Origin of the sequence: Novosphingobium sp. EMRT-2 (assembly GCF_005145025.1) — a bacterium.
Taxonomy (GTDB): domain Bacteria; phylum Pseudomonadota; class Alphaproteobacteria; order Sphingomonadales; family Sphingomonadaceae; genus Novosphingobium.
The window spans coordinates 657253-668178 of record NZ_CP039695.1 but is presented as its reverse complement, the minus strand read 5'-3'; the positions used below and the strand labels follow the sequence as shown (position 1 = coordinate 668178).

Genomic DNA, 10926 nt, shown 5'->3' with positions numbered 1-10926 from the left:
CGCTTGGCGCGAGGGGGAGGTTCGACCAACGTTCTCGACGGACAGCGTGCCCAAATACCTACGGGGCCTGCAGGCTAAGCCAAAACAACAGCCTATGTCAGTTCCGGCAGAAAAACGGGTATCGGTTGCTTCGTCCGCCCCAATTTCGCCGGAGCAGGTTGGTCGTCCAACGCCGAGTTATGCTGAGCCCGGAAGCGCCAAAGTCCACGCACTCCGCCTGGCATGGCCAATTGCGTGCCGCCGGCTTGAAGAACTTCCAAACATCAGTGCCATGCAGCTCTTCGAGGAGCTCTGCATCCAGTTCCCGGGACGGTTCACCCGAAAACAGTACAAGACTTTTGCCCGACGAGTGAGCGATTGGCGCAAGAGGGCTCGGGAGAGGGGCGTGGTCGTGGGGCCCAAGACCTATCGCCTGCGCAGCGACAGACCCCGTGGACGCCGCCCCGAAATCTTCGGCCAGCATTGGCCGGAAATGGTCGAGTGCCTCGAACAGAAGCCCGACCAGACCGCGCTCGAGCTCCTCACCGAGTTCCAGGCGCGATATCCCGGCGCGTACTCTACAACAGCTCTCCACATTACAGAGACGCGTTAGAGCGTGGCGCCAAGAGGCAATTGGGCAGCTAATCAGCGAGCTATTCGGCCCAGTCACTGCCGCGGGAGCGCGTGTCCACGTACCGCCTTATGTACATCCGAGCTCACCAGAGTAAGCAGTGCGAAAGCAAACCTTAGCTTATGGGCTTCGGGCCGCACTACGCCAAAGGCTCCGCGCAGCCCAAAGCCCATAAGCGGTGCTATGATAAGACGACAGGGAACATTCCTGCTGAGGCAAGCGGTAACAAATTTATGTGAGGCAACACGACACCCGTCCCAGTGCAGCGCCTTCAGGTAGTTGCCGCTCTTGCTTCGGAAGAGGAAAACATGCCCGCCGTAGGGTTCGACCGCGAACAGCGGGCGAACCAGTGCCGCCAGCCCATCGAAGCCGAGCCGCATGCTGACCGGCTTGCTTGCCAGATAGACCTTCGTTCCGGGCGCCAGCGAGATCACGAGACATCCCGGAATGCACGCAGCATGTAGCGCGACGATTACGGAGTCCGGTCGGCGTCAATTATGATGGCCGATAGGTGGCCGCGCCGGTTGGTGAATTCTGGCTACCATTTGCTGTTGCGGGGAGCAACCGTCGAGCGACAATTACGACGCTGGGTAATTGTCGCTGACGCTGGCCGGAAGCGAGGGTCTGAAGCGCATGGGATGGTTGGCATGTAATTGCCGCTGGCGACAATTACCCGTTGCCTCAGCAAGGGTGCTCCCGAGCGCGAAGCCAGCGACAATTATGATGGCCGGTCCGGGGCGCCATTCGGCGGGTCGTAATCGCCGGCGTTGATACGGGCGACGGCGGAACGTTTGCGGTAGCTTTCGCCGTTCATCTCGATGATGATCGAGTGGTGCACGAGGCGGTCGATCGCGGCGACAGTCATAGCGGGATCAGGGAAGACGTTGTCCCATGCCGAAAATGGCTGGTTGGCGGTAATGGCGAGCGAGTGGCGTTCGTAGCGGTGGGCGATGAGCTCGAACAAGGCGCTGGTCTCGACCTGGTCCTTGCGGACGTAGGACAGATCGTCGAGCACGATGAGATCGAACTTGTCGAGCTTGTCGAGCATGGCGGGTAGGCTGAGGTCGCGGCGCGCGGACTGGAGCTTCTGGACCATGTCGGTGGTGGAGCAGAACAGGACGCGCCGCCCCGTGTCGATGAGGGCATGACCAATGGCAGCAACTGCGTGCGTCTTGCCGGTCCCGCTCTGGCCGAACAGCAGCAGGTTGCCGCCGCTCTCGATCCAGTCGTCACCGGCGGCGAGGGACAAGAGGTGCGGTTTGCGGATGCCGGGGGCTGCGTCGAAATCGAAGGTGGCGAAGGTCTTGCCTGCGGGCAAGCCGGACTGGTCGCGATGGCGCTGGATGCGCCGGGAGGAGCGATCGGCCATCTCGATCTCGAGAAGCGAGGCCAGCAGGTTGGCGGCCGGCCAGCCATCGCGATCGGCGGTGTCGGTGAGGCGCTTCCAGTTGCGGTTGATACTCGGCAGGCGCAAGGCCTTGAGCAGGGTAGGCAGCACGGCGGCGGCCTGGTCCTTGGTGCGGGTCATCAGTACACCTCCCCGCTGGCGATCAAGCTGTTGTAGCTGTGCAGATCGGGAGGCGGGATAGTGACATCGCGCTGCGATCTTGCGGTTGGCAGGAACTCGTCCCTGAGCGCATCGACATCGGGCAAGCGCCCTCTGTCGAGTGCCTCATCGATCCGCCGGGCCAGCACGTCGACACAGTCGCCCCTGGCGGCGATATCGAGCAGCGCGACGGCATCGCGGCAGGCCTGCCGTCCATCGAGTTGGGCATCGAAGGCTTGCCAGGCCCGCCGGTAGGCGTGATCGGGGAACAGGGCTTCGCGGTAGACGAGGTTGCGCAGCGCACCAGGCTTGCGGCGCAGGTTACCGATCATGTGCCGGAAATCGATGCTGTGCCCCCGGTGGGGATGGCTGATCCGCACACGCGGCGTGGACATTACCCTGTCCGGACCGAGGAAGAGCTCAATGCGATCGTCAAAGAGATGCGCGTTGAGGCGCCGTCCGACGAGGCGGGAAGGCACCGAATAGGTAACCCGATCGATGGCGACGGTGCCGTTGCGGGTGACATCGACGGTGACCATGGCGAAATCGGTGGTTCGCCTTGCGGGCAGCGCCTTGAGTACCCTGCGTTCTGCATCGATGTGCGCAGCATGCCGCCGGTTCTGTCTGGCGACCTGCGCCTCAACGAACTCGCGCCAGGCCTCGATGCTGACGAAATCGCGGCTTCCCCGCCGGCGTAAGGCCTGATCGAGCCGTCGCTTGAGATGGGCATGGGGACCTTCGATCGATCCGTTCTCGTGCGCCTCGCCGCGGTTGTTGCGGGTAGCGAGCATGCCGTAATGACGGCACAGCTCGTCATAGCTTCGGGTAAAATCCCGCTGCGCATCGGCGTCGAGGTTTTTGTAGGCGGCTGACAGGGAATCGCTGCGGTGTTCGGCCGGCGCGCCGCCCAGCTTCCACAAGGCATCCTGCAGGTGCTCCGAAAGGGCGGCAAAGCTCTCCCCGCCCAGCACGACAGCCGCATGCTCCCAGCCACTCGCCGCCAAGCGGAAGTGGTAAAGGCGATAGGCCAGGGTCTCGCCGGCAACGGTGACCTTGAGACTGTCGCATACCGTGAAATCCGACAGGCCCTGCCGACCGGGCTCATGATGCTGCGGGAAGAAGATCTCCTTCTCGCCGCCGTGCAGTGCCCGCCAGCGGGCGATCCGGCGTTCAAGTGTTCGTCGTATCGCATCGGGAACAGCATCCTCGCCGAACTCGTCCTGGAGCGTCTCGAAGACCGTGACGGCAATGATACCGTCGATCTGGAGCAACTCCTCGACGCGTGGCCAGAATGGCTCGAGCGGATCGGCGCGGGTGCGCCAGTGGCGCTCCTTCTTCTTCTGGGACGGAAGCTGCGGATCGTTCTCGATCCGGCGTGCGCTGCGCTCGCTGATACCGGCCTTGGCAGCCGCGACGGCCTGGGTGTGTTGGCGACGATGGGTCATGAAGAGAAATACCTGCTGATCGGAAATGTGGTGGCCCGGCATCGCAAACCCATCGCTCGTTGTTCGATGAGTGTTCCGATACCACCGCCCGCCACAGCCCCGATCAGCCCCCCCGAAAGAAGGGGAAAAAGATCGCCACCGGTTGTCTGGTCCGCTCTCCGGTCGGGGCTACGCCCCTCCCTACGATCAGCCCAGACAACCGATCCTACCGGCCATCATAGTTGCCGCTCAACCGGCCATCGTAGTTGTCGCCACGCACCGAGCGTCTCTAGCAGCGTGGCCGGATCGGTCTGCGTGCGGCTGGTCAGTGGGGTGATCGCGGTCGTGCGCAGATAGGCCTCCTGTTCCGCGCGGGGCAGGGCGGCGAGCAGGACGCGCCCCATCGACGTGGCATAGAGCGGCAGGCGGCTGCCCACGCGCAGCGAGATCGACATGATGCGGCTCGTTTCGGCACGGGCGACGTAATAGACCTCGCCTTCCTCCAGCACGCCCAGCGAACAGGATTCATGGATGTCATCGCGCAACCGGTCGAGCAGGGGCTGTGCGCGCTGGGCGAGCGTGTTGGACGACAGATAGGCGTAGCCCAGCGCCAGCGCTTTCGGGCGCAGCGTGTAGCGACTCTCGTCGCGCGCGGCATAGCCCAGGCTGACCAGCGTGTGCAGGCAGCGCCGGACCGCCGGGCGGCTCAGCCCGGTCAGGCGACTCGCCTGGGCGATGGTCATCGGCCGCTGTTCGTCGGCGAAGCAGCGCAGCACCGCCAACCCGCGCGCCAGCGACATCATGAAATCCGGATCGTTCTCCTGCGGCGTTTCCACGCGGCTGCTCCCGATTTTTAAACGATAATCGTACAATATACCGTTTATCGGTTGACTCAAGATGCAAGAGGGCACGAAGTGCTATCCATGGCGTGCCGGGGCACGCGCTTCGGGAGAATGGCGGTGATCGACAAGTCTGTGGCTTCGGTGCGCGCGGCGGTGGCCGATATCGCCGATGGCGCGTCGGTGATGATCGGCGGGTTCGGCACGGCCGGCATGCCGGACGAACTGATCGAGGCGCTGATCGATCGTGGCGTGGGCGACCTTACCATCATCAACAACAACGCTGGCAATGGCGAGACCGGGGTGGCCGCGCTGATTAAGGCCGGGCGCGTGCGCAAGATCATCTGCTCGTTCCCGCGTCAGTCGGATTCGCATCATTTCGACGCGCGGTATCGTGCCGGGGAAATCGAGCTGGAACTGGTGCCGCAGGGCAACCTTGCCGCGCGGATACAGGCGGCCGGGGCCGGGCTGGGCGCGATCTTCACGCCCACCGGCTATGGCACGCTGCTGGCCGAAGGCAAGGAAACGCGCCGGATCGACGGGCGCGACTACGTGCTGGAATATCCAATCCACGCCGATTTCGCGCTGATCAAGGCGCACCGCGCCGATCGCTGGGGCAACCTCGTCTATCGCAAGACCGCGCGCAACTTCGGCCCGATCATGGCGATGGCGGCGCGTACCGCGATCGTCCAGGTCGACGAGATCGTGCCGCTGGGATCGCTGGACCCGGAAACGGTGGTGACGCCGGGGATCTTCGTCCAGCGTGTCGTTGCGCTTGGGGCCTCTGTCGCGCGCGCGGCCTGAACGGAAGGAAACCAGCATGAAGCGTCTCGACCGCGATGCGATGGCCGCCCGGGTGGCCCGCGACATTCCCGAAGGGGCCTACGTCAATCTCGGCATCGGCCTGCCGACCCGCGTGGCCGATTTCCTCCCGGTCGACCGGGAGGTGATCCTCCAGAGCGAGAACGGGTTGCTCGGCATGGGGCCGGCGCCAGCCGCGGGCGACGAGGACCCGGAACTGATCAACGCGGGCAAGCAGCCGGTCACGCTGCTGGCGGGCGGCGCGTTCTTCCACCATGCCGACAGCTTCGCGATGATGCGCGGCGGGCACATCGACATCTGCGTGCTGGGCGCGTTCCAGGTTTCGGTGCACGGCGATCTGGCCAACTGGCACACCGGCGCGCCGGGGGCGATCCCGGCGGTGGGCGGGGCCATGGACCTCGCCATCGGCGCCAAGCGCACGTTCGTGATGATGGACCTGATGACGCGCGAGGGGCAAAGCAAGCTGGTCGAGGCGTGCAGCTATCCGCTCACCGGGCTAGCGTGCGTATCGCGCATCTATACCGACCATGCCGTGTTCGATGTGGGGCCGGAAGGCGCCTCGGTCGTGGAGATGATCGACGGGCTTACGCTTGATGCCCTGCAGGCGCTGACGGGCGTGCGGCTGCGCATGGCTGCCTAGCGCGCCTTCTTCCGGAACCAGAACGTCCACACAGTAAGGCTACCCAGCAGTGCCAGGCCCAGCCCCACAAGGGTCATGAGAAGGCGGTAGGCAAGGCCGCCGACCTTGGCGGCGTGCAGCGGGTACACCTGATTGAACATCCGCGCTCCGGCGGGCAGGTCCAGTGCGTCGCGAGAGCCCAGCATGCGGCCCGTCCCGGCGTCGAACCACACCATCGACCGGCCGTTGGGTAGCCATTCGTCCGCCCGCTTCATGCGGATCGCGACGGGATCGCCGGGTTTGCGGGGCAGGGAGAGGATGCGCAGGCGCGCGTCGGGGAACCGGGCTTGCGCCTGTTCGATCATTGCCCGCCAGTCCGGTCGCGCGGCGAGAGGTCCGCTGGCGAGCCTGGGCGGTTTCAGGGACGCCTCGATCACGGAGGGCGGGGAGAAGGGCCAGAGCACCAGTCCGGCGACGGGCCGGAACACCATCATCGTTCCTGTCAGCGTCACCAGCAGCAGCAAAGGCGCGATCACGATGCCCAGATCGCGGTGATGCCACAGGATCGCGGGGCGCGACAGGCGCGAAGGCAGCAGCCGCCAGCGGAACGTGCGGCGTGTCCGCCACCACAGGATCGTACCGGAGACGACGAAGAACACGCCGGCCAGCCCCGCGATGCCGATCACGGTTTCGCCGGCATCCCCGGAGAACAGGTGGTGGTGCAGATCGAACAGCCAGAGTTCGGGTCGCTGCCACTGGCTGTCCCACCGCGCGACGATATGCCCCGACTGATCGGCATAGGCGCCGGCATCGCCGGGGGCGCGCAATTGGATCAGCCCGAACCGTTCGCTGGCGTAGATCAGCGCCTCTCCGCCGCGCGGTGCCGGCAGGAGCCGTTCGGTTGCCATTGCAATCCGCGCCGGATCGGCAACCAGTACGTCGCCCGTATGGGGGAGGGCGATCCAGTCCTCCTTGTGGACCAGGATCGCGCCCGACAGGCCAAGCACGGCCAGCACCAGGCCGAGCAGGCCACCGGTCCAGCGGTGGAGAAGATCGAGCCACTTCACCCGGTCAGAACCGGTAGTCCCAGCCCAGCGTCAAGGCGCGCCCGCGCCCGGCGAAGTAAAAGAAGTTGTCGGTCGGGCGCGTAGTATCGCTCGCGTAGTCGATGTACTGCTTGTCGAACAGGTTCTGCACGCTCAGCGTCCATCCGCCGATCGCGGTCTGATAGCGCAGGCTGGCGTCGGTCAGGGTATAGCCGCCGAAATCGTTGCGGGGATCGCGCGCAAGGCCCTTGAAGGTGCGGGCGAAATAGACCTGGGTCTGTACCCGCGCGCTGATCGGGCCGCGCGCGTAGCTGGCGGCCAGGTTCAGGCGGTCGGGCGAGATGTTGGCGCCATCCAGATCGCTGTCGACCCTGCCGTCGTTGTTGGTATCCGACCGGCCGATCAGGTGCGCGTAACCCAGCGCCAGCTTCAGCCCGTCGATCGGCATCTGCACGCCAAGATTCAGCTCCAGCCCCTGGATTTCGACGCGCTGGCGCTGCACGTCGAAGATCCCGTCCGGCCGCTGGACGAGGAGCTGGCCCTCCTTGCTGGTCGACCAGAAGTAGGTGACGCTGCCATCCAGCGGCCCGCGCTTTACCTCGATCCCGATCTCCCGGTTGTTGGACACGATCGGCCTGATGTTGAGATAAGTGTCGATCGCGATTCCCGGCTTGTTGATGGCGCGGGTAACGCGCCCGACATCGGGCACGGTGAAGCCTTCGGCATAGCTGGCATAGGCGCGGATGCCGGGCCAGGGTTCGACGATCACGCCGCCGTTGAACAGCGCATCGGAAAAGCGCGGGCTGCCGCCTTTCACGAACGTGCGGTTGGAGGTGGCGAGCGTGGTGAAATCGTCGATAGTGATCCGCACATCCTCGTAGCGGACGCCGCCCGCCAGCCGCAGCTTGCCATCCAGCAGCTTCAGGTTGAGTTGGCCGAACGGCGCGAAGCTGCGGAAATCGGTGGGCGGCACCCAGACGCGGTTGGTGGCGATCAGGCGCTGTTCGGTCTTGTCCCACAGGGCATCGAAACCGACGATCGCGGTCAGCGCCTCGAAGCCGGGCACCGGCCGTTCGTAGCTGATCTTGCCGCCGATCTTGCGCGACCGGTTCTGCGACTGGTCGAACAGGGTGCCGACCGGCGCGATCAGCGCGTCCTGGAACGTCGCCTGCGGGGTAGGCTCGCCGCCGAAGGTATCGCGGCTGCGGTTGAAGAACACCTGGCTGACGAAGTTGCCGCCCCACAGCGCTGTGTCGGTGATCGACAGCGCCACGCTTTCCGTGCGGTTGGCGGCAGGCTTGCCAGGGGGCGTGCCGGGCGTGGCGCTGGTCGGCAGGCCGGTGGCGCGGTTGCCCTGCACGGCCACGTAGTCGCCATCGCCCTTCAGTTCGTAGCGGCTGGCGATCAGGTCGATCCGGCCGGTGGAGGACAGCGCATAGCCGAACCGGCCGAACAGCGAGAGCGTGCGCGAATCCTGCGTTTCGCCTTGCGTCAGGTTGATGCCGTTGCGGCGCCCCTTGCCGTCATAGAACACGCCGCGCTTGTCGTAGGCGGCGCCCACCGTCGCGTCGAACCGGCCCGCCTTGTATTGCAGCAGCCCGGCAACCTTGCCGCCGAAGCCATCGCTTTCAAAGCCATCGCCGCTGGTTCCCTGCACCAGCATTCGCCCGCCAAGCCCATCGGCCTGGGGCGCGCCGACCGTCACCTGGTTGACGATGCCGCCGGTGCCGCCGATGCCCTGCAAAGCGTTCGAGCCGTAAATCACTTCCACGCGATCGACGAAGAAGCCATCGATGGTGAAGCCGTCACGGCTGCCGTCGCGCAGGGGCGTGGATTGCGGAATGCCGTTGATGGCATAGAGCGGCGAACGTCCGCGCAGCGTTTCTCCCGCCCCGGAGAGTTTTTGGCGCGTCGGCGAAAACGACGGGATAAGCGTGGCGACGGCATCGGTCACCGAACCGGATATGGCCATCTGCTGTTCCAGCGAAGCCTTGTCGATCACTTCGACGGTCAGGGGCAGGGCGTTCGGCGGAAGGATCGTGCGCGCGGCCGACACGACGATCTGGGTGTCGTCGCCTTCACCTCCGGTTTCCGCGGACGCCGCTTGCGGCAGCGATAGCGTTCCCCCTGCAAGCGTGAGAACGGAAACTGTGAAACCTGCCTTCGCACTGATCGACACCGTACTTGTCCCCCGGTTGGCTCGCGATGATCGAGAGGCGCGTTATCAACCGAAATCAAGTAATGCAAGTCATTCTCATTAAAATGAATCGATGCCCACGACCGGTCGCTGCCGCGTACGAGGCGGCCGAAATGCCGGAGATGGTGAAAGAGCGGGAGGCTGACCTGTCTGCGAATGCCACGAGTGGCCGCGCCAGCGTTCAACCGGCCCGGTCGCCCCAGACTTCGGAGAGCAGCGAGAGCATTGCCGCCCAGCTCTGCCGGTCCGCGCTGGCGTCATAGCCGATGGCCGGGATTCCGCGCGCGTCACTGTCCGGATCGGTGAAGCCGTGCTTGGCGTGGGCGTAGGCATGGAAGTGCCAGTCGGCATGGACGCCGTCCATTTCCTCCCAGAACGCCAGAACTTGCGGGCGCGGCACCAGCGGGTCCTTGTCGCCATGGCAGATCAGGATGCGGGGGCGGATCGTGTCGCCGGGCTGTGCCGGGCGGCCGGTAGCCAGGATGCCGTGGAAACTGACCACGACGTCTAGATCCGCACCGTCACGCACCAGTTCGAGCACGGCCTGCCCGCCCATGCAGAAGCCGATAGCGCCGATCGGCAGATCGGCGGCGGCCTCGTGCGCGCGCAGCGTGGCCACTGCCGCGCCGATGCGGTCGCGGTAATGCCGCACGTCGGCGCGCAAGGTCTCCGCCAGGGCGTGCGAAGCGGCGAAGTCGGCCACCGGCTGGCCATAGAAGTCCGCGATCAGCGCCACGAAGCCGGCATCCGCCAGCATCTGCGCGCGCCGCTCCATCGGTGCGTTCACGTTCATGATCGTGGGAAAGAGCACGATCGCCCCGCGCGCGGGCCCCGCCGGCCGGGCAAGCCAGCCGGTGAGCGCGGTGTCGCCGTGATGGTAGCGGACTTCTTCCAGCGCCATCGTCTTACTCCGGCAGGAAATCGGGAACGGAAAGGTAACGTTCGCCGGTATCGTAGTTGAAGCCCAGCACGCGGCTGCCGACGGGTAGGTCGGGCAGCTTCTGCGCAATGGCGGCAAGCGTCGCGCCCGAGCTGATCCCCACCAGCAGGCCTTCGACGCTGGCCGAACGGCGTGCCCATTCCTTGGCGTCGCCGGCATCGACCTGGATCGCGCCGTCGATCGACTGGGTGTGGAGGTTGCCGGGGATGAAGCCCGCGCCGATCCCCTGGATCGGGTGGGGCGCCGGCTGCCCGCCGGAAATGACCGGCGACAGCGCCGGCTCGACGGCATAGGCCTTCAGCGCGGGCCAGGTCTTCTTCAGTTCCTCGGCCGAACCCGTCAGGTGGCCGCCGGTGCCGACGCCGGTGATCAGCACGTCGATCGGCGTGTCGGCGAAGTCCGTGAGGATTTCCTGCGCGGTCGTGCGGGCGTGGACGGCCACGTTCGCCGGGTTTTCGAACTGCTGCGGAATCCAGGCTCCCGGCGTTTCGGCGAGCAGCTGGTTCGCGCGTTCGATCGCGCCCTTCATGCCCTTTTCGCGCGGGGTAAGGTCGAACGACGCGCCATAGGCGAGCATCAATCGCCGGCGTTCGATCGACATCGATTCGGGCATGACGAGCACGAGCTTGTAGCCCTTCACCGCCGCCACCAGCGCCAGGCCGATGCCGGTATTGCCCGATGTCGGCTCGATGATGGTGCCACCCGGCTTCAGTTCGCCGCGCTGCTCCGCATCCTCGATCATCGCCAGCGCGATGCGGTCCTTGATCGATCCGCCGGGGTTGGTGCGCTCGGCCTTGATCCAGACTTCATGGTCCGGGAACAGCCGCGAAAGGCGAATGTGCGGCGTATTGCCGATGGTGGCGAGAACGCTGTCGGCTTTCAT

At 65.5% G+C, this 10926-nt stretch carries 11 protein-coding genes; 3 read left to right on the top strand and 8 right to left on the bottom strand.

Annotated elements, in window-relative coordinates; translation table 11 throughout:
• Positions 1–271: 271 nt before the first annotated feature.
• Complete coding sequence (locus FA702_RS03425) at positions 272–592, top strand: hypothetical protein (RefSeq protein WP_136955032.1); 321 nt, start codon at positions 272–274, stop codon at positions 590–592.
• A 53-nt stretch (positions 593–645) separates the two neighbouring features.
• Here FA702_RS03425 and tnpB read toward each other — a convergent pair whose 3' ends face one another.
• The 4 genes from tnpB to FA702_RS03405 form a co-directional block, all read right to left on the bottom strand.
• Entirely contained in the window at positions 646–1044 is a 399-nt protein-coding gene (gene tnpB, locus FA702_RS03420; RefSeq protein ID WP_136955031.1) for an IS66 family insertion sequence element accessory protein TnpB, read from the bottom strand.
• Between the two features lie 284 nt (positions 1045–1328).
• A complete protein-coding gene (gene istB, locus FA702_RS03415) occupies positions 1329–2138 on the bottom strand; it encodes an IS21-like element helper ATPase IstB (protein ID WP_009823666.1) in 810 nt (269 codons plus the stop codon).
• On the bottom strand, positions 2138–3601 hold the full coding sequence (gene istA, locus FA702_RS03410) for an IS21 family transposase (protein ID WP_162832905.1): 1464 nt from the start codon (positions 3599–3601) through the stop codon (positions 2138–2140). Before istA ends, istB begins: the two co-directional genes overlap by 1 nt.
• Before the next feature lie 215 nt (positions 3602–3816).
• Positions 3817–4416, bottom strand: coding sequence for a helix-turn-helix domain-containing protein (locus FA702_RS03405; protein WP_255504694.1), 600 nt, complete (start codon positions 4414–4416; stop codon positions 3817–3819).
• Positions 4417–4539: 123 nt separating this feature from the next.
• On the opposite strand from FA702_RS03405, the gene FA702_RS03400 reads away from it, so the two are divergent.
• Positions 4540–5223 carry a 3-oxoacid CoA-transferase subunit A gene (locus FA702_RS03400; RefSeq protein WP_136955030.1) on the top strand — a complete coding sequence of 228 codons (684 nt, stop codon included), beginning with the start codon at positions 4540–4542 and terminating at the stop codon, positions 5221–5223.
• 16 nt (positions 5224–5239) lie between these two features.
• Positions 5240–5881 (top strand): 3-oxoacid CoA-transferase subunit B, encoded by a 642-nt coding sequence (locus FA702_RS03395; RefSeq protein ID WP_136955029.1) that lies wholly within the window; start codon positions 5240–5242, stop codon positions 5879–5881.
• Here the strand turns inward: FA702_RS03395 and FA702_RS03390 are convergent.
• From FA702_RS03390 to cysK, 4 genes are all read right to left on the bottom strand, one after another.
• A complete protein-coding gene (locus FA702_RS03390; protein ID WP_136955028.1) occupies positions 5878–6927 on the bottom strand; it encodes a PepSY domain-containing protein in 1050 nt (349 codons plus the stop codon). The genes FA702_RS03395 and FA702_RS03390 overlap by 4 nt on opposite strands.
• 4 nt (positions 6928–6931) lie before the next feature.
• Positions 6932–9019, bottom strand: coding sequence for a TonB-dependent receptor (locus tag FA702_RS03385; RefSeq protein ID WP_255504788.1), 2088 nt, complete (start codon positions 9017–9019; stop codon positions 6932–6934).
• 265 nt (positions 9020–9284) lie between these two features.
• Complete coding sequence (locus FA702_RS03380; protein ID WP_136955027.1) at positions 9285–10004, bottom strand: dienelactone hydrolase family protein; 720 nt, start codon at positions 10002–10004, stop codon at positions 9285–9287.
• Positions 10005–10008: 4 nt separating this feature from the next.
• On the bottom strand, positions 10009–10926 hold the full coding sequence (gene cysK, locus FA702_RS03375; RefSeq protein ID WP_136955026.1) for a cysteine synthase A: 918 nt from the start codon (positions 10924–10926) through the stop codon (positions 10009–10011).

What these genes read in the sequence shown, in the direction of transcription:
- FA702_RS03395 (WP_136955029.1), top strand. Translation starts at nt 5,240, where the DNA reads ATGAAGCGTCTCGACCGCGATGCGATGGCCGCCCGGGTGGCCCGCGAC.
- cysK (WP_136955026.1), bottom strand. Translation starts at nt 10,926, where the DNA reads ATGAAAGCCGACAGCGTTCTCGCCACCATCGGCAATACGCCGCACATT.
- istA (WP_162832905.1), bottom strand. Translation starts at nt 3,601, where the DNA reads ATGACCCATCGTCGCCAACACACCCAGGCCGTCGCGGCTGCCAAGGCC.
- istB (WP_009823666.1), bottom strand. Translation starts at nt 2,138, where the DNA reads ATGACCCGCACCAAGGACCAGGCCGCCGCCGTGCTGCCTACCCTGCTC.
- FA702_RS03425 (WP_136955032.1), top strand. Translation starts at nt 272, where the DNA reads ATGCAGCTCTTCGAGGAGCTCTGCATCCAGTTCCCGGGACGGTTCACC.
- FA702_RS03380 (WP_136955027.1), bottom strand. Translation starts at nt 10,004, where the DNA reads ATGGCGCTGGAAGAAGTCCGCTACCATCACGGCGACACCGCGCTCACC.